The 17,680-nt window shown below is 63.3% G+C and carries 14 protein-coding genes; 7 read left to right on the forward strand and 7 right to left on the reverse strand.

Translation table 11 applies throughout. The annotated features are described in order from the left end of the window. Window positions 1–70: 70 nt before the first annotated feature. A complete protein-coding gene (locus tag ACPQ6D_RS16010) occupies window positions 71–541 on the forward strand; it encodes an HAD family hydrolase (protein ID WP_423225350.1) in 471 nt (156 codons plus the stop codon). A 13-nt stretch (window positions 542–554) separates the two neighbouring features. On the opposite strand, the gene ACPQ6D_RS16015 is transcribed toward ACPQ6D_RS16010, so the two are convergent. Beyond that, complete coding sequence (locus ACPQ6D_RS16015) at window positions 555–2,396, reverse strand: WD40/YVTN/BNR-like repeat-containing protein (RefSeq protein ID WP_423225351.1); 1,842 nt, start codon at window positions 2,394–2,396, stop codon at window positions 555–557. Window positions 2,397–2,583: 187 nt separating this feature from the next. Next, window positions 2,584–2,772, reverse strand: coding sequence for a DUF1059 domain-containing protein (locus ACPQ6D_RS16020; RefSeq protein WP_423225352.1), 189 nt, complete (start codon window positions 2,770–2,772; stop codon window positions 2,584–2,586). Between the two features lie 244 nt (window positions 2,773–3,016). Here ACPQ6D_RS16020 and ACPQ6D_RS16025 point away from each other — a divergent pair, with 244 nt between their 5' ends. From ACPQ6D_RS16025 to ACPQ6D_RS16050, 6 genes are all read left to right on the forward strand, one after another. Next, a complete protein-coding gene (locus ACPQ6D_RS16025) occupies window positions 3,017–3,610 on the forward strand; it encodes a lysophospholipid acyltransferase family protein (RefSeq protein ID WP_423225353.1) in 594 nt (197 codons plus the stop codon). A 231-nt stretch (window positions 3,611–3,841) separates the two neighbouring features. Continuing rightward, entirely contained in the window at window positions 3,842–5,086 is a 1,245-nt protein-coding gene (locus ACPQ6D_RS16030) for an alkaline phosphatase family protein (RefSeq protein ID WP_423225354.1), read from the forward strand. 11 nt (window positions 5,087–5,097) lie between these two features. Further along, entirely contained in the window at window positions 5,098–5,799 is a 702-nt protein-coding gene (locus tag ACPQ6D_RS16035) for a cyanophycinase (protein ID WP_423225355.1), read from the forward strand. 24 nt (window positions 5,800–5,823) lie between these two features. Further along, window positions 5,824–6,618 carry a crotonase/enoyl-CoA hydratase family protein gene (locus tag ACPQ6D_RS16040; protein WP_423225356.1) on the forward strand — a complete coding sequence of 265 codons (795 nt, stop codon included), beginning with the start codon at window positions 5,824–5,826 and terminating at the stop codon, window positions 6,616–6,618. Window positions 6,619–6,734: 116 nt separating this feature from the next. Then, window positions 6,735–9,380 carry a 5'-nucleotidase C-terminal domain-containing protein gene (locus ACPQ6D_RS16045; protein WP_423225357.1) on the forward strand — a complete coding sequence of 882 codons (2,646 nt, stop codon included), beginning with the start codon at window positions 6,735–6,737 and terminating at the stop codon, window positions 9,378–9,380. A gap of 463 nt (window positions 9,381–9,843) precedes the next feature. Further along, window positions 9,844–10,104: a UPF0158 family protein gene (locus ACPQ6D_RS16050; RefSeq protein WP_423225358.1), complete on the forward strand. Its 261-nt coding sequence runs from the start codon at window positions 9,844–9,846 to the stop codon at window positions 10,102–10,104. 125 nt (window positions 10,105–10,229) lie between these two features. On the opposite strand, the gene ACPQ6D_RS16055 is transcribed toward ACPQ6D_RS16050, so the two are convergent. The 5 genes from ACPQ6D_RS16055 to ACPQ6D_RS16075 form a co-directional block, all read right to left on the reverse strand. After that, a complete protein-coding gene (locus tag ACPQ6D_RS16055) occupies window positions 10,230–10,547 on the reverse strand; it encodes a peptide ABC transporter substrate-binding protein (protein WP_423225359.1) in 318 nt (105 codons plus the stop codon). A gap of 188 nt (window positions 10,548–10,735) precedes the next feature. Further along, complete coding sequence (locus ACPQ6D_RS16060; RefSeq protein ID WP_423225360.1) at window positions 10,736–12,346, reverse strand: tetratricopeptide repeat protein; 1,611 nt, start codon at window positions 12,344–12,346, stop codon at window positions 10,736–10,738. Then, window positions 12,315–13,733, reverse strand: coding sequence for a hypothetical protein (locus ACPQ6D_RS16065; RefSeq protein ID WP_423225361.1), 1,419 nt, complete (start codon window positions 13,731–13,733; stop codon window positions 12,315–12,317). The genes ACPQ6D_RS16060 and ACPQ6D_RS16065 overlap by 32 nt, the downstream gene beginning before the upstream one ends. A gap of 351 nt (window positions 13,734–14,084) precedes the next feature. Next, window positions 14,085–15,800, reverse strand: coding sequence for a tetratricopeptide repeat protein (locus tag ACPQ6D_RS16070; protein WP_423225362.1), 1,716 nt, complete (start codon window positions 15,798–15,800; stop codon window positions 14,085–14,087). A 75-nt stretch (window positions 15,801–15,875) separates the two neighbouring features. Next, window positions 15,876–17,543: a restriction endonuclease gene (locus ACPQ6D_RS16075; RefSeq protein ID WP_423225363.1), complete on the reverse strand. Its 1,668-nt coding sequence runs from the start codon at window positions 17,541–17,543 to the stop codon at window positions 15,876–15,878. Window positions 17,544–17,680: the final 137 nt, after the last annotated feature.

The following is a 17,680-nucleotide window of genomic DNA, read 5'->3' on the forward strand; positions in this document are numbered from 1 at the left end:
GGCGCGTTAGACGCGCCTGGCGCGTTAGACGCGCCTGGCGAGCAGAGTCATTCTCGATAGGAGGTTGGTTATGATCGAAGTCAAAATCCCTGGCGGCGAGCCGTGGCAGTTGGCGCATCTGGTGCTTGATCTCAATGGCACCCTGGCCTGTGATGGCGTCTTGCTCTCAGGCATCGCCAAACGCATCGCGGCCCTGAAATCCCAGCTGACGATTCATCTTCTCACCGCGGATACGCACGGCAGCGCGCAGCAGGCGGCGCAGAAACTGGACGTGGAGCTGCATGTACTGGCCGCTGGGCCAGGCGGCCCGCAGAAGGCGGACTTTGTGCAGGCCTTGGGGGCATCCCAGGTCGTGGCCATGGGCAACGGCACCAATGACGCCGCCATGCTGCGCGCCGCGCGCCTGGGCATCGCCGTGCTGGGCGATGAGGGCCTGGCGCCGGATGCGTTGGCTGCCGCAACAATCGTCGTGCGTCATGCGCACGACGGGCTGGACTTGCTCCGTTTTCCGATGCGCCTGAGCGCCAGCCTGCGCCCGTGAGGCCGCTGTTCGGCTAACGCCGGATGACAGGCAAAAAAGAAACAGACGCGGGCGGTGTGATGTAGCGCAGCAAGGCGCCGTTGTCGCCCACAGCCCATCCGTCTGTGGCTGAGACCATATCTAGCGCCGCGACAGTCCAGCTGGGCGGGATGGGCGCTTCGTTCCAGCCGCTGCCATTCCAGTGGAAGAAATGGTTGGCGCCAACCCAGTTGCCGACCGCCCAGCCATCGCTGGGCGATAACATGCGCACGCCAACCAGGTCGAGATTGCTGGGGTTGACCACCTGAGTCCAACGGTGCGCATCCCAATGGGCGATGGTAAAGCGGCGTCCAACGCTCCAGCCGTCGAACGCGGACAGCATGTCCAGGGCGCGCAGGTCGTCCTCTGCAGGCGGGAGCAGCTCGCGCCAGGCGCTACCATCCCACTGCAACGCCGTGCTCTGCGCGCCGACTGCCCAGCCCGCGATTGGCGTAACCATGTCAATGGCAAACAAATGGCGAGTAGTGGGGCCTGCCACCACGGCCCAGGCCTGGCCATCCCAATGCAGGATGACCCCCTCTTGACCCACCGCCCACCCATCGCTGGCGGACAGCATGGCGACGGCGTTCAATTGCTTGGTGGTCGGCGTGGGGATCTGCGCCCAGGACGCGCCATCCCAGTGCAGGGTGGCGCCTGCGTCGCCCACCGCCCAGCCGTCATTGGCTGCCAGCATGTGGACGCCGCGCAGGGCCGCCGTTGCTGGCCCGGCGACGCGCGCCCAGTCCAGCCCATTCCAGTGCAGGATGGCGCCGGCATCGCCCACGGCCCAGCCGTCATTGACCGTCAGCATGTCCACCGCGCGCAGATTATCCACCGCCGCCTCGCCGGCCGGCGCTGTCCACGCGCGGCCGTTCCACTGGAGCCGCGTGCCGCCGCTGCCGACCGCCCAACCGCTGCCCCCCGGCAGAACGTCAATCCCGAGCAGTCCCCCTGTGGTTGGGCTTGGTGCGACCAGCCAGGCCGCGCCGTCCCAATGGAGCAGCACGCCGCCGCTGCCCGCGGCCCAGCCGTCAGCCGCACTCAGCATCGAGAGCGAGGTCAAATCTGCATTCGTCGGACTGCTTGCCTGCGTCCACAGCACGCCGTTCCAGTGCAAGATCGCGCCTTCCGCGCCCACGGCCCAACCGTCGGTTGGCGAAAGCATATCCACGGCCTTGAGCGAAGCGGCCAGGGGGCTGGCAACGGGCGTCCACTTATTGCCGTCCCAGCGCAGGATCGTGCCCTGGTTGCCAACCGCCCAACCGTTGGCGGCGGAAAGCATATCCACTGCCGTCAGCTTTTGATTGACCCCGGCCACCGTGCTGTCGGTCCACGACGCGCCATCCCAGTGCACCACCACCGCCCAATAGCGTTGCCAAAACACATAACCAACGGCCCACACGTCGTCGCTCGCGATCATGCTGACCGAGGCCAGGCGCAGCGTGTTCGCGGGAGGGTGCTGCGTCCAGGTTTGCCCGTCCCAGTGCAGCATATCGCCCTGGTCGCCCACAGCCCACGCATCGTGGGGTGAAAGCATGTCCACGGCAGTCAGGCTGCCATTGGCAGGGTTCGGCACGTCGCTCCAGGCGATGCCGTTCCAATGGAGAATCGCGCCGTGGCCCGTCATGCCTCCGACCGCCCAACCGTCGTTCGCCGACAGCAGGGTGACACCGGCCAAGTGGTGGCGGCACGGATTGGCCTGGCTGGGGGGCCAGCATTGCCACGCGCCAGAACTAGCCGGCGCGATCGGGGCTAGATCAGCCTGGGGTAGAGCTGCGGAGAATAAAATCGCAAGCAAGGTGTTCAGGGCAATGGCCTGCAAGAGTCTACTTGTCATACAATGCTCGGCGTGCAAAAGATGTGGTTCGCCGCGAGGCGATACGCCTGCCTCATGGTAGCGCCTTCCGCGACTGGCGTCAAAAAACCTGGCGTCACGACAGTTTGGGTGATGCAGGCCCACTTTCGACAACAGAAGAGGCAGCCCCAGGGCCGCCTCTTCTGTTATTCTCAAACTTGCCGGGATGTTATCTAATCTTCGCTTCGATGAGCTGGTCCATAGCGGCAAGCTGCTCCGGCGACGACATCGTCTTGAGTACCTCCGCATGCACTTCGGCGGCATGCACCATGGCTTTCTGTTTTACTTCTGACGCAGATTCGCCATGTACGACATGATCACAATCCATTCCCAAATCACGACAAGCAAGCTGAAGCATCTGAAACCTCCTGCTGACAGTGCGATCTTCCCTACAAAGGCAAGACCAGAAACAGCGACACCACGTGTGGGGACATGGCTGGCCTAGTGTAACATAATTCAATGCTGAATGCAACAGGAACGGATATCTTACCCCTCGCTGATTCAACTTCGTGGCTTGGTGGTTTTGTGACTTCGAGTGACGGATTTGTGGGGTGACACGGCGCGTGCTATACTGACTCATTACATAAGAAGGAATCTCTTCCATGCAGCGAACCTTGTTTGAAAACCGTTTTTTGATGGGCGTGCTGAGCCGCCCGGCCACCTTTATGATGCGCCGGGCCGGCTGGCGGATCGAAGGACAGCCGCCCGCGTTGCCCAAGTACGTGATTGTGGGCGCGCCCCACACCTCCAATTGGGATTTCCTGGTCATGCTGGGCGTTGTCTTGACGGTCGGGATCGAGATGTTCTGGCTCGGCAAGCACACCCTGTTCAAGCCGCCCCTGGGCGGCCTGTTTCGCTGGTTGGGCGGCATCCCGGTAGACCGCAGACAGGCTAATGGGCTGGTGGATCAGTTGGTGGATGTTTTTCATGCTCACGAAAAGCTGGTCCTGGTTGTCCCGCCGGAAGGCTCACGTAAGAAGTTGAAGACGTGGAAGAGCGGATTTTACCACATCGCCAGGGGCGCGCAGGTGCCGATGGCATTGGTTGCCATGGATTATGGGCGCAAAGTCGTTGGCTTTGGGCCAGTGGTGACGCCCACCGGCGACTTGGAGGCTGATATGGTTTCCATTCGCTCATTCTTTGCTTCTGCCGTCGGCAAGTTTCCCCACGAAGCCGCGCAGATTGCGCTCAAGTAGCGACCTTTCATATCAGTCGCCCATGCGCAGGGCGCTGCAATCCGGCGGATTGCGCCACAGAATATAATGTAGCGCAAGCCGCTGGCTTGCCTTTGTGGCGCGGGGCGCTGCAATCCGGCGAATTGCGCCACAGGGCTATTTTCGGGTCAGTCGCCTGCAGAAAACTAGCCAAGTCGGGTTCGTGCAGGCCTCTGTCAATCCCTGGTTTGAGATGCACGGAGATCAATGACCATGAGCACCGCATCGCCCTTCATCAAACCACAGTATGGCGGCCGCTGCTTTGCGGATCTGCCATCCACCCTGCACCGCCTGCTGACTGGCGATGGTCAGGCGGCCCTGGCGTCCGACCTACTCGATGGGCTGGCCGATCGCTACGATACCATCATCTTCTTGTTCGTGGATAGCTTCGGTTGGCGCTTTTTCGAAAAGACAGCTTCAGACTATCCGGCCTTGCAGCGCTTTGTGCAGCAAGGTCGCGTCGCCAAGATTACGTCGCAGTTCCCGTCCACGACAGCCGCGCACGTCACCACCATTCACAGCGGCCTCCCCGTCGCGGTCAGCGGGGTCTACGAATGGTTCTACTATGAACCACTGCTGGACACGATCATCGCGCCCCTGCTCTTTTCCTTTGCTGGCGATGAGGCGCCGAATACCCTGCAGAAAACAGGGATCACGGCCGCGCAGTTGTTTCCGACGCGCACCGTCTACCAGGCCCTGGCCGCGGCTGGAGTCAAGTCGCTGGTTTTTCAGCACGTCTCCATCACGCCGTCAACCTACTCAAACCATATGCTGGCCGGCGCTTCTGCGCAGCCGTTCAAGACGATCACGCAGGGGATGGTCAACCTGACGCAGGCGCTGGCCGACCGCCAGGGACCGACCTACATTTTCCTCTATTATGATGAAATTGATGCGATCTGTCATCGGCATGGCCCAACGGCAGCGCAGACCGAGGCGGAGATTGACACCTTTCTGTCCGTCCTCGAACGCCAGTTCTTTCGCCGCGTACGTGGACGCCAGGGGCGCACTCTGCTCATGCTGACCGCCGATCATGGTCAGGTGGACGTCAACCCCGACAAGACGATCTATCTCAACCAGCGCCGGGAGTTTGCCGGCCTTGATCGGTTTCTCAAGCACAACCGCCAAAACTGGCCTTTGGCGCCGGCTGGGTCGGCGCGCGACCTCTTCCTGGCGATCCACGATGAGCGGCTGGATGAGGCGCAGGCGTTTCTCGCCGCGCGCCTGGCGGGCCGCGCCGAAGTTCACAAAACCGCCGATCTGATCGCGGCCGGTTACTTCGGCCCGCTGTCCCCCTCGCCCGTCTTTCTGGCGCGCGTGGGCAACCTGGTCATCCTGCCGTTCGCGGGCGAAGCTGTTTTTTGGTACGAGAAGGACCGCTTCGAGCAGAAATTCTGGGGCCATCACGGCGGCCTGACGCCGGCGGAGATGGAGATTCCGCTGCTGATGTGTGAGTTGTAAGGAGCTTTTGCGTGGGATACTTGCTGCTAGAAGGCGGCGCTGAGTTTGGCGGGCGCATGGCTGAGCCGGACCGCCGCGCGCTGGCGTTGGCGGGCGGGCCAGAGGCGTCCATCGTCATCATCCCCACGGCCGCGGCGCCAGATCACAATCATGAACGAGCCGGGCAAAACGGGCGGCGCTGGTTTGCCAGCCTGGGCGCGCGCCAGGTGCACATCGCCCCGCTGCTTGACCGCGCCTCGGCCAACGAGCCGGGCGTGGCGGCGATGCTGGCCGCGGCGCGATTGATCTATCTGCTCGGCGGCTTTACGCATTACCTGGGGCAAACCTTGCAGGGCAGCCTGGCCTGGCAGGCCGCGCTGGAAGCCCATGCCGCCGGCGCGGTCATTGCCGGCAGCAGCGCGGGCGCGATGGTCATGTGCCAGTTCTACTACGATCCTCAGCGCGGCGTTGTCGAGCAGGGCCTCGCCCTGGCGCCCAACGCGTGCGTGCTGCCCCATCATGACACCTTTGGTCAGCGTTGGGCGCCGCGCCTGAGCAGCCTGCTTCCGCAGGCTGTGCTGATTGGCATAGATGAACGCACGGGGCTGATCAACGATGGGCCTGAGGGTACGTGGACCGTCTACGGTCAGGGCAGCGTGACGTTGTACCGCCATGGGCAAGCGCAGCGTGTGGCGTCGGGGAAAACTTTGAGTCTCGACGAAAAGCCACGGTAAAAAAGGAGTCAATCAAGACAGCCAATGGAAACAACGGTGGGGTATGAGCGGATTACGACGGAGGCGCGCGGGCATGTTTTCCTGATCGGACTCAACCGGCCAGACAAACTCAATGCCTTCGACGCGCAGATGCTGCGCGAGCTGGCGGCAGCGTACACGGCGTACGAGCAGAACCATGACCTCTGGTGTGGAGTGCTCTTTGCGCACGGCCGTGCGTTCACCGCCGGTCTGGACCTGGCCGCCATGATGCCCCTCCTGGCGCGGGGTGAAAGCATCGCGCCGGCGGGCAGCATTGACCCCTGGGGCGTCATGGGGCCGCCCGTCACCAAGCCGATGGTGTGCGCTGTGCACGGACGCTGTCTGACGGCCGGCATCGAGTTGATGCTGGCATGCGACATTCGCGTGGCGGCGCGCGATGCGGTTTTTGCGCAAATTGAAATCAAGCGCGGCATCTTGCCCTTTGGCGGCGCGACGATTCGCATGCCGCAGGTGGCCGGCTGGGGCAACGCCATGCGCTACCTGCTGACAGGCGACGAGTTCAACGCCGAAGAAGCCTATCGCCTGGGCCTGGTGCAAGAAGTGGTTGAGCCGGGCGAAGAACTGGCGCGCGCGGTGGCCCTCGCCGAGACGGTCGCGCAACAGGCGCCGCTGGGCGTGCAGGGTACGCTGGCGTCGGCGCGACAGGCGTTGGCTGAAGGTCCGACGGCCGCAGCCGCCAGTTTGTTGCCGACCTTGCAGGCGCTGATCAAGACCGAGGACGCCCAAGAAGGCGTGCTTTCGTTTCTACAGCGGCGTCAGGCACACTTCAACGGGCGCTAGATCCTATATCAAGGTTGACCGCCCATTTGCCGTTTGGCGACGTTTTGGGTTACAATATGAACCCCATGTGCCTCTTGTTCTCAATGCACCGTTTCGATTCAAACAAGGAGGATTTGATGAAGCAATTACGTGTTCTCACCGTCGTTGCGGTACTTGTCCTGTTGGCCGCGTTACTCGGCTCTGCCGCGCTGGCCAATCCGAGCACCGCATCCAAGACTGAAGGCCCTGCAGACACCTTCAGCCTCACCCTACTGCACACCGATGACACCCACGCGCGCGTGGACGGGCAAGACGGAATCGGCGGCTCGGCCCGTTTGGCCACCACGATCAACCAGTTCCGCGCCGCCAACAACAATGTGATGTTGGTAGATGCTGGCGACCAGTTCCAGGGTACGTTGTTCTATCGTTTGTTCAAAGCCGATATCATCACCCAAACCATGAATATGCTTGGTTACGATGCGATGACCATCGGCAATCACGAGTTCGACGATGGCCCCGGTGAGTTGGCCCGCCTGATTACCGGCGTCAACTTCCCCGTGGTCAGCGCCAACATTGACGCCAGCGCAGAGCCGCTCCTGGCTGGACTCATTGCACCCTCCGCCGTTGTCACGATCAACGGCGAGCAAATTGGCGTCGTGGGTGTGACCACGCAGGAAACACCGATTCTCTCCAGCCCCGGCCCCAACGTCCATTTTACAGACGAAGTGGCGGCCGTGCAGGCGGCTGTGGATCAGTTCACGGCCCAGGGCATCAACAAGGTTGTGGCGCTGACGCACATCGGCTACGTTGAAGACGTCGCGCTGGCGCAGGCCGTGCACGGTGTGGACATCATCGTCGGCGGTCACAGCCACACCTTCCTCTACACGCCGGACACCGCGCCTGTCAACGGCGACATTCCGGCTGGCCCGTATCCTACGGTAGCCACGGGCACCGACGGCAACCCCGTTCTGGTGGTGCATGCTTTCCAGTGGAGCCGCTACCTCGGTCATCTCGACGTGACTTTTGACAGCAACGGCGTGCCGAGCTCCTGGTCCGGCGATCCTATCTACATGGGCCCCGCCGTCGCCAAAGATCCGACCGTCCAGGCCCTGGTAGACTCCTACCGCGCGGAAGTGGACCGTCTGCGCAACACCTTCATTGGCGAGACGACCGTGCCGCTGCCGATTATCGTCGGCGGTCAGCAGATCTGCCGCGCCGGTGAGTGTCTCATGGGCAACCTGGTGGCTGACGCCATGCTCCGGCGCGTCAACATGATTGATCCGAACGTGCACTATGACTTTGCCATCACCAACGGCGGCGGTCTGCGTGCACCGATTGACGTCGGGCCGATCAGCATTGGCGAAGTCTTCGAAGTGCTGCCCTTCGGCAACACCATTGCCACCTTTGGCTTGCGCGGCGCGGATGTCATCACGGCCCTGGAAAACGGCGTCAGCCGTGTGGGCCTGGGCAGCAACGGTCGCTTCCCGCAGGTCAGCGGCCTGCGCTTCAAGTTCAATCTGAAGTTCCCGGTTGGCTCACGTGTGAGCGACGTTGAAGTCTTCAACGGCACGAGCTACGAGCCTCTTGAAATGGACCGCGTCTACAAGGTCGCGAGTAACAACTTCATGCGCCTGGGCGGCGACGGCTACAGCGTCTTCCTGACCAACGCCATCAATCCCTACGACTTCGGGCCGGGGTTGGAAGATGCCGTGATGGACTACGTCACCGTCATGTCGCCGATTACGCCCGTGATCGAAGGACGCATCACGCGCGTCACGGTCACCGATTCCATCCAGGTCGCCCCCACCACGGCGATGGTGGGCCAGACGGCCACCGTCAGCGTGAGCGCCAGCAACACGGGCGGCGTGAATGGCATCATGCACATCGTTCCCTTCGACGCGAACCAGGTTGAGTATGTGGAAGGCAGCGCCACGAACGGCGCCTTCCCGGTGCGCGTACCGATGAATGTGGCGATGAACCTGCTGCAGAACGGCGGCGTGGCGGCCCTCAAGGCGGCTGCGCCTGAGACCAGCGGCGCGGTCGCCGTGGCCTGGGTTGGCAATCAGGCACCTGATCAGACTGTGGCGTTTGACTTCCAGCTCAAGGTGCTGCCTGGCGCCGCGGGCGCCGGTGTCAACCTCACCGTGAAATCCTACGTGATGAACACCGAAATGGCCACGGCCACGGCCACGCTCAGCGTGCCGGCGCTCAACGCGTATGAGATGACCTTCCAGAACGGCGCCAATGGTTACAGCGGCGCCGATGACACCTTCCTCAATGCCTGGATGCCGATGATGGCCCACGGCATGGAGAGTAACTTCTACATCCGCCAGCCGGGCGTGAAGACCGGGCTGGTCAAGTTCGACCTGTCGAGCGTCACCGCGATGGCGCAGGTCAGCCAGGCCCAGATTGGCCTGTACGTCACCTACGGCAGCGGCAATCCCGTCACGATGGAAGCCTACCAGGTGACCAAGCCGTGGGCCGAAGACAGCGCCAGTTGGATGGATGCTGCCGCCGGAATGCCGTGGGAGATGCCGGGCGCCATGGGTCCCAGCGATCATGCGGCGCGGTTCAGCGATCGCGTCTCCTTTGGCGGCGGCGGCCGTTGGGTTTGGTTCGACGTGACCCACCTGGCCCAAATGTGGGTCATGGATCCCAGCAGCAATAACGGTATCGTCATCATGGGCAGCGGCGCGACCAACTCCGAACTGGAGTTCACCGCGTCCGAGTACGTCGTGCCGTTTGCACGACCGCAGCTCAAGCTGGTCTACCAGGCGCCCTGAAGCGCCGAATGAATTCGGGCCGAAAGGGCGTTCCGCCGCTAGGACTTCGGCGAGCGGCTCGACTGAGCGGTTCGACTGAGCGCTCACGCCGAAGGCTCGCCGAAGTCTCAGTCGAGCCGTCAGCCTGCGCCGACCGCTAGCGCCTCCACGCTTGCCCTGAGCAAAGTCGAAGGGCAGGTGAACGCCCGGCGGTACGCCCGTTAGGTGCGATTTCAATCGCTAGAATAACCACAAAGCACCGGGCTTTCGATTCTCATCAGGATCGAAAGTCCGGTGTTTTTGTCGCCTCTGAAGGTCCAAATGCGCTCAGGTTGTTGACCACAGAGATCGCAAAGAACGCAAAGAAGCCCTGCCACTTGTGCGCCTGATCTGTCGTGTCACTGTGTTCTGTGTGCTCTTTGTGGCCGAATGTGTGCTACGTTTGGCTCTGCTATGGTTGCCCTGGGGTGGTTGACAACACGCTGTGCCTGCGCTACGATACGGGCGCATTTCACGGTCGGAGAAACCATTGATGATGCCAAACTTCTCAGACGCCGTGGACGATGAGCGGCTGCGCAACGAACTGCTTGACGCCATTCACCGCAAGGGCGCATTCCAGCGCTTCAAGGATACGATCCGTCGTCGCGGCATCGAAGCGGATTGGCGCCGCTTCCACGATGAGGCCCTGGCCGTGATCGCCCGGAGCTGGCTGGAGCATAACGAGATTGCGTATACGGAGGCGTAGGTCGCCCGACTGGATGCAGGTCATGCAGGAAACCGGTCAGTCGCTTGCGAGGCGGCTCGTCGCTCTTTTTGGGCCGCTGCGCGTGCCGATTACGGCGCCGGCATAACCTGCCTTCACACCATCCCCTAAAACCAGGCATCCACAGCCGCACGGGTTTCCGGACTAAAAGCGGCGAACTCTTCGTCGGTGATGAGGTTGTGTTGACGCCACAAGATCAGGTGGGTCAGGGCATACGAACGACTCCACCGGTTGAAGCTGTCGGCCACCAGTTGATCCCGTTCCTGGATATGGCGGTACAACGCCAGGTAGGTGGAGTGGCAGCCTCCCTCTTCAGCTGCAGCGATCAGGCTCTGCGCCTCGTCCAGGATGCGCTGGCACAGCCGTTCCAGCGCCAACTGCTTGAGGCGGGAAAGGTGTTTCCAATCTCGTTCGGGAAAAATCATGGTAGCCTCCCCATAGACTTCTAGTTCGAGAACAGATCAAGAGACAAGGCGCTCTTCGATCTGCGCCATCTGTTCTGCCACCTGCTCCCCTCCGCAATCAGCTCCTGCCGACGCTCATCAAGCGCCAAGCGGTGCTCGCTGTCCAGCCGGCGAATCGCTAAACACCTGACATGCTTTCGCAAATCATGTCATTCAGCGCTGCTCTCATCGCGCGGCGCAATGCAACGCGCCCGTAGTTGGTCGAAGGCCACAGGCAGCGCAGGGACTGGCTCCGCGTACTCCAGTTCTTCCCAAATGGCGATCATGCTGTCGCAGAACCAGATGGTTTCGTCCGCATGACCATCTTCAGCGTGTGCTGACCAGACAGCGACCAGGTAGTCGAGCACCTGCGCCAGGGTGCGCTCATTGAAGGAAGCGGCATAGGCGCAGGCCTCGGCATAGTGGCGCAGCACCAGCTCGCTGTTCGGTTGGGCTGCCAGGCGTTCCAGGTCGCCGCGCAGTTGACAGATCCAGGCCTGGCAGTCGGCGTACCCTGCGCGCTCAGCAATCGCCCAGGCGGCATCGAGATGCGTTCTCGCCTGTTCCCAATCCTCTCGCAGCGCGGCCAGCTTGGCTAGGCCGAGCCAGATGAACGCCTCGATCCGGGCGTCCCCTTGCTCACGTGCCAACGCCAACGCCTCACGGTAAGCTCGTTCAGCGTCGGCGTCGCGCCGCAGCGTCAAGTAGAGGCCGGCCAGGTTGAACCAGGTGTGCTTTAGGCTGCGCCGGTCGCCGACCGCGTGTTTACGCGCCAGAGCATCCAGAAAAGCGCCTTCGGCCTCACGGTACTGACCCAACGACAGATAGGTATCGCCAAGGCCGGTCAGCACCTGGCCCTCCAGGTGCGCATCGCCCAGGTCGCGGACCAGCGCCAGCGCTTCCTCATGGTAACCTCGACCCTGCTGGTGGTTCCCCAACAGCCAGGCGACGTTGCCCAGGTTGGTCAATGCCTGCACCTGTCCGTAGAGATCGCCAGTCCCCTGGAAGGCTGCCAGACTGCGCTCGTAATGCTCGGCAGCGTTCGTCCACTCGCCGCGCGCCTCGGCGACCAAGCCCAGGCTGTTCACCGTTTCTGCCAGCCCGTGGCTGTCGCCCAGTGCTTCCTGGATGGCGGCGGCAGCCGCAAAGAACTCGGCAGCATCGGCCAGTTGCCCGCGCGTCCAGGCCACCGAACCGCGGTTGTGCAGCACCGCAGCCTCGGTTTCCCGGTCGCCTGTCGCGCGAGCGATACTCAGTGCTTCCGAAAAGCGTGCATCGGCCGCATCGAGCTGGCCCTGACCGTACAGGGCCAGGCCCAGGCCGTTCAGAATGCCGGCGCGCGTTGACGCGTCAGGCAACTGCTCGGCCAGCGCCAGCGCCTGTTGGTACAGTGCGGCGACCTCGTCCAACGGCTGGTCGAGCCGGCGCAGCACGTTGGCCAGGCCGTTGAGCGCCGCGACCTGCCCGGAAAGGGAGACGGCCGCGCGGTGCAGAGCCAGCGAGCGTTGATAAGCTGCGGCGGCGCCCGCCCAATCCCCTCGCTGGACCAGCAGCGTGCCTTCCAGATAGCGAACCACACCCTGCTCGTTCTCGCCCAGGGAGCGACCTTTGAGCATCCACAGCAGAACCGCCGCCCGGTCGAGCTGCCACCCATCGCGCGCCGCGATAAACGCCGCCTGCCAGCGCGCCAACGCGCCCGGCGCCTGCGCGTCCAACCCGGCCGCAATCAGCTCGATCTCGTAGTCGGCTTCATGGCTCTGGTTGCGAGGCTTCTGGCTCATGTTCCGTGAAATGCTGCTGCGCCTGCGCGCTGTCCCCGATGATCACCCCCTGGGCCGGCCCATGAATGTGAATCTCGTATTTGGCGGCAGCCTGGGTCTCAGACGGCTTGGTTGCCTGCCCTGCCTCCTCCGGCTCCTTGATCCCTGCCTTCTCTGCGTAGTACGCCATCAGTCGCCGAGTCAGCCGGTCGTACTCGCTGGAGCTGGTGAACTTGAGCCGCTCCAACAGCAGCTCTCGGATCTTGTCGTGGAACTTGAGGCCGTAGGGGTGGCGCTCGATGAAGGAATGCCGCTGAAGCTTATCGTAGATCTTGCGCGCATCTTTGACATCTACTTCCAGAATGACCGATACGGTCTCCGGATCGAACCAGCGGGCCACCACGCCCTTTTCCAGGAACGCCTGCACTTCCGCCACCCGCCCACGGCGCAGAATCCGTTCCAGAAGTTCCGAAGCGATCCGATCGCGGTCGGCGCTGCTCTCCAACGCGCCAACCTGCTCCCAGCCGCCGGCTTCCTTGGCCAGGTGGCGCACCAGTACCAGCAACAGCGGATAGCCGCCGGTGAAGCGGTAGACCTGGTCGAGCACGACGGGGGCGCTCAGACCGTAATGACGCAGGTACGCCTTTGCGTCCACCTCATCCAGCTCGCGCAGAGGCTGACTGCTGACCTTGTCGCCGTGTTCGCTCCAGTCGAAGTTGACCCGGTGCAGCTCGTTGCGGCCGAGGATCACGAGCCGCGCCGCGGGCGGCAGGCCGGGGGTCAGCGTCCGGCAGACCCAGTCGTCCAGCCCCTCCATCTCCTCGTAGGTGTCAATCAGCAGCGCAACCGGCCGGCGCAGCTCGGCCAGACCAGCGGCCAGCCCCTCCATAAAGCTGCTCGTCAACGCCCGCTCGGCGCCGCGCAGGTAGCGCTCCATGGCAAAGCGGTTGCTGACCGTGCGCTTGACCGCTTCAGTGACCGTGCTCCCCAGGCCGCCCAGGATGCCGCCCAGTCCGGCGGGGTCCTTGACGTTGCCCACCACATCGAAGAGCGCCGAGATCCCGCCGCCCTGCTGCAGCACCTGGTTGACGATCAGGTAGTCATGGAACTGGCGGTCGAACTCGCGGAATCCGTCTGCCAGCTTCTCGCCGGCCGGGCTGGCGATCAATCCCGTCATGAACAGGCCGAGGATACGGTCCGGCGTCAGGTCGGGTTGGATGCCATCCACGGCCGCCATCGGGATGCCGAGCGCCTGCGCATGGCCCAGCAGCTTGCCGCCCACCACGGTCTTGCCGATGCCGCCGGGGCCGTAGATCTCCAGCAGACGGTACGCTGTGCGGCCGGCCAATAAATCGTCGAACAGGGCAACCTCGGCCTGCCGGCCAACGACGAACTCAGGTGTTGGCATCGCTCTCCTCCTGATCTGATAGCGTTCTCCCATTCGTGTCTGAGGTGGCGAAAACGCCCTTCCTGGCGGCGGACCTGGGCCAAGTCAGGCAGAGCTAACCGAAAGCGTTTTACCTCACGCAACAGTGTGTCGCATAATCTGAAATCGTGCGCGGTGATTGCCCTGTCGAAAGCCCGCTTCCATTCCGCAGTGGCGCCAGGCATCTCGACGCGCAACAGCGTTGTCAGGTACTCAACCAAGTAGGAGGCACTGGTAACCATATCTCAAGTCCTACACCCTTAGCAGTTATCCAGCAGATACGCGTCGCGGGACTCGGCCATCGCCACCTCCGATTCGTCCGGGCCGGCGGATTCATCGGCGAGGACGTGGAGGCGCAGGTGTTTGAGTCCAGCTTTTCACCTCTGCTACTGCATCCTCCACCCACCTCGCCAGCTCCATCTGCTCCCAAAACTCGACCACATACCGGCACACAAACGCTGCATCCTCCGCTCGGCCGTGCTCGATCAACTCCTCCACGTTGCGCCGGATCGCGTCCATGCTGACGCGGTAGCGGCGCTCGTCGCCGTGCTGGCGAGCAATCGCAGCGGCTGTGGCGTAGTAATTGTACGCCTGGGGCAGCCGTTCGTCCACCGCGGCGTCGCCCAGGAGCCAGGCGATGACCACCAGCCAGCGGCCAGCGTCGTGTTCCTGCGCCAGGTCCCAGGCCGGTCGCAGGATCTCGGCGAGCTGCGCCTCCTTCTGCCCCTCGTCGCGCGCCACCACGCCGAACTTGTAGAGGGTCTCGATCTGGGCGGGGATGTCCCTGCGCTGCCGCTCCAGATCCAGCGTCTGCTCCAGCAGCGCCCGCGCCTCGTCGAAGCGGCCTTGCATGGAGCGCAGAATGCCCAGACCGCCCAAGGCACGATCTTGCAGCCGGAGGTCGTCCAACCGACGGCCGGTCTCGGCGGCTGAAAGATAGAGACCCTCAGCCTCATCTTGACGATCCAGCGCCCGCAGCGCACCGGCCAGGTTGACCTGCGCGATCCCGGCGTCCAGGTTCGCGCCCGCCTGGCGGTAGAGATCCAGGCTGCGTTGATGCGCGGCCAGCGCGTCCTCGGGCCGGTCCTCCAAGCCTTCCAACTGCCCCAGGTTGCCCCACATGAGCCCCTGGCCGCGCAGGTCGCCCAGCGATTCGTAGTGCGCCAGCGCCTCGCGATAACACGGCCGCGCCCGCTCGAGCAGTCCCTGTTCGTGATAGATGGCGCCCAGGTTGCCGAGCGCCTGCGCCTGGCCGCCTAAATCGCCAACCTGCTGCGCCAGCACCAAACTGTCGGTGTAGTACGTCATTGCCTGATCGAGTAGGCCCTGGTGCCGCGCCAAAATGCCCAAGTTGTTGAGCACGTCAATGACGGCCCGCTGTTCGCCATGGCGACGCAGCACCTGCAGAGCCTCCTCGTAGGCTGCCGACGCCCGCGCCAGCTCGCCGCGCCGGCGATAGACCTGCCCCAGGTTGATCTGCGCCCGCGCTACGCCTTGCGGCTGGCCCAGTTGGTCGTAGAGCGCCCTGGCCTGCTCCAACTCAGCCGCACCGGCCGTATCGTCGCCTGAGCTGATCAGCGCCAGGCCGAGATTGTTGCGTATCATCGCCTCTTCGCTAGTGCCGGTCCAGCCCAGCAAGAGGCGCGCCAGCGCCTGCCGATAGCGAGCGACGGCTGAGGGCAGCTCGCCGCGTGCCTGGTGCAGGGTGCCCAGGTCGTTGAGCACCCTGCTGGCATTGAAGTCGTCGCCGGTCTCGTCGAGGAGCGCCAGGCTGCGCAGGAAGTCAGCCTCGCTGCGGTCGTAGTCTTCTAGGAGCAGCTCCAGCAGCGACTGGCAGCGCAGCGCGACGGCCTGGCTGTGCGGCGAAAGCTGGACGCCGCTGCCCTTGATGCCGGTCAGTAGCAGCCGGCATTCAGCGACTGCGTTGTCCATCCAGGCATGCACGAAGCGGTCGGCCCAGCGGTGCGTGCCACCATCGTCGTCCTGGGCGATGGCCAGGCGGAAGTATTCGAGTTGATGGGCGGCGCCTGGCGCTGGACTGAATATCATGATGATCTCGTCAAGCCTCTTGCGCCGAGGCAACAGCGGGCCATTCCAAAGGACTTCATCTCTGGTCCACCGTACTTACCTGGGTTTAAGCGTCTTTTCCAGTTTCTCCAAGTCGGAGCGGGAGGAGATCAGGATGTCTTGCACTGTGGCAACCTCGCGCGCCGCGGCCGTAAAACCGCTGCGGCTGACGCACCAGGGCCGCGCCTGCAGCCTATCTGCCTTTCTCGCCAGATTCGCCAACTCCTTTTCACCCACAGCTTTGTTCTGCCACTTGACCTCCACCACCCAGCGCTGGCCGTCTTCGGTCTCAGCCAGTGCATCGGCTTCCACCTGACCGTCCGCTGAACGATAGGGGCCTACCTTGCTGAAGGTTGGCAACTGGATGCGGCCGCTTGCGCCGAACCAGGCGCCGTCCACTTCCTGGCCGGCGAAGACGCGTAACAGTTCGCGCAATTGGCTCTCGCGTGCCCGCCCCAGTTCAGCCGACAACCGCGCCTGTTTCGCTTCCAGGTCTGCCAGGAGAGGCGCCAGCGCAGCCCGGCTCGCCATCGGATCCACCTCGATGCTGCGCGTCATTGCCGCCACCCAATAGCGCAACACCGGATCGCAGTAGAAGTATTCTCCACTTTCTTCTATTACCAGATCCACTTCCTGCAGCGCCCGCAAGTAGCTACGCGTGCTTGGCGCCCCTTTGCGAACCCGTCGGGCCACCTCGCTCAGCGTCAACCCCTCCTCCCCCGCCAGCGCCTGAAGGATAGCCTTGAGAATCCCGTAGCCTCGCGCCCGGCTCAACGAGATGTCGTAAAGGTAACGGCAGTAGTTGTAGATCTGTCCATTGCGGCTCAGCACCTCCAGGATGAAAGCCTGTTCCGCGTCCTGGCCGGTCATGGTTTCGGCTGTAGCGACCAGGCCAGTCAGCCGCAATGCTGCGGCGTAGATGTAGAACGGATGACCGCCGGTGAGCTCATGGAGCCGCCGGCCTACGCCCGGCGGGGGAGTGGCTCCTAACACGCGCTCGACGAGCGCCAGGCTGGCGTCGAGCGGAAACCTGGCCACCTCCAGCGCCTCGAACTGCAGAAATAGCGGCGACTGGCCTCCCTGAACCAGATGCTGCATGGCGCTGACAGCCGAGGCCGCCACAATGTACCCCAAGCGTCCCTGGCGCTGCATGGCCGACCGAAACAAGGGCATGGGCCGACGCACTGCGGGATAGTTGCCAAGCACCGCCAGCTCGGTAAACTCGTCCAGCAGCAGAAGAATGCGACAGTCCAGCTCCTCGGCCAGCTTCTCAGGAAAGTCGAGGGCTGTGCTGATTTGCAGCGCAGGATCGTCGTGGGCGCGATCCAATGCGCCTAGAGTCTGCGCGACGCAGCGCAGGCCGCCGGCTGGGCCGCTGAGCAGTCCTGATGTCGTCAGAAAGCTCTCTCGCTCACCTTGCCCTGCGGTCAGCGCCCAAAAGGCTACCAGCCCGATATAGCGCCGGCTGAACAGTTCTGGCGACGTCACCAATTCTTCCATGTCAATGTAGGCCGGACGGACGGGGCTATGTGGCCCTTTTTCGATCAGACGCGCTACGTGCTCTAACAGCAGCAGTGTCTTGCCGATGCGCCGGAGGCCGAACAGCGCCAGGTGCCGCGGCCGGCCGTCGGCCAGGCTGGTAGTGGCTTGTTCGAGCAGCGCCAGCTCACGCTCGCGGTCGGTGAAGAGAGCTCGCAGGTGCGGTGGATAAAAGGAGGTGGTCATGCGCGTCACTCCGTCATTGTTTAGGGCAATTGACCTATAGGTCAATTGCCCTAAGTATATCACAAAACGACGTATCCTGCACAGTTGATTCTGGGCCGCAATTGGTTGGTATGAGTTCGACGCCGCCTGAAGCAAAC

The sequence above is a fragment of the Candidatus Amarolinea aalborgensis genome, assembly GCF_900491745.1.
Taxonomy (GTDB): Bacteria; Chloroflexota; Anaerolineae; order SSC4; family Amarolineaceae; genus Amarolinea; species Amarolinea aalborgensis.

What these genes read in the sequence shown, in the direction of transcription:
- ACPQ6D_RS16010 (WP_423225350.1), top strand. Translation starts at nt 71, where the DNA reads ATGATCGAAGTCAAAATCCCTGGCGGCGAGCCGTGGCAGTTGGCGCAT.
- ACPQ6D_RS16015 (WP_423225351.1), bottom strand. Translation starts at nt 2,396, where the DNA reads ATGACAAGTAGACTCTTGCAGGCCATTGCCCTGAACACCTTGCTTGCG.
- ACPQ6D_RS16020 (WP_423225352.1), bottom strand. Translation starts at nt 2,772, where the DNA reads ATGCTTCAGCTTGCTTGTCGTGATTTGGGAATGGATTGTGATCATGTC.
- ACPQ6D_RS16025 (WP_423225353.1), top strand. Translation starts at nt 3,017, where the DNA reads ATGCAGCGAACCTTGTTTGAAAACCGTTTTTTGATGGGCGTGCTGAGC.
- ACPQ6D_RS16030 (WP_423225354.1), top strand. Translation starts at nt 3,842, where the DNA reads ATGAGCACCGCATCGCCCTTCATCAAACCACAGTATGGCGGCCGCTGC.
- ACPQ6D_RS16040 (WP_423225356.1), top strand. Translation starts at nt 5,824, where the DNA reads ATGGAAACAACGGTGGGGTATGAGCGGATTACGACGGAGGCGCGCGGG.
- ACPQ6D_RS16045 (WP_423225357.1), top strand. Translation starts at nt 6,735, where the DNA reads ATGAAGCAATTACGTGTTCTCACCGTCGTTGCGGTACTTGTCCTGTTG.
- ACPQ6D_RS16055 (WP_423225359.1), bottom strand. Translation starts at nt 10,547, where the DNA reads ATGATTTTTCCCGAACGAGATTGGAAACACCTTTCCCGCCTCAAGCAG.
- ACPQ6D_RS16060 (WP_423225360.1), bottom strand. Translation starts at nt 12,346, where the DNA reads ATGAGCCAGAAGCCTCGCAACCAGAGCCATGAAGCCGACTACGAGATC.
- ACPQ6D_RS16065 (WP_423225361.1), bottom strand. Translation starts at nt 13,733, where the DNA reads ATGCCAACACCTGAGTTCGTCGTTGGCCGGCAGGCCGAGGTTGCCCTG.
- ACPQ6D_RS16070 (WP_423225362.1), bottom strand. Translation starts at nt 15,800, where the DNA reads ATGATATTCAGTCCAGCGCCAGGCGCCGCCCATCAACTCGAATACTTC.
- ACPQ6D_RS16075 (WP_423225363.1), bottom strand. Translation starts at nt 17,543, where the DNA reads ATGACCACCTCCTTTTATCCACCGCACCTGCGAGCTCTCTTCACCGAC.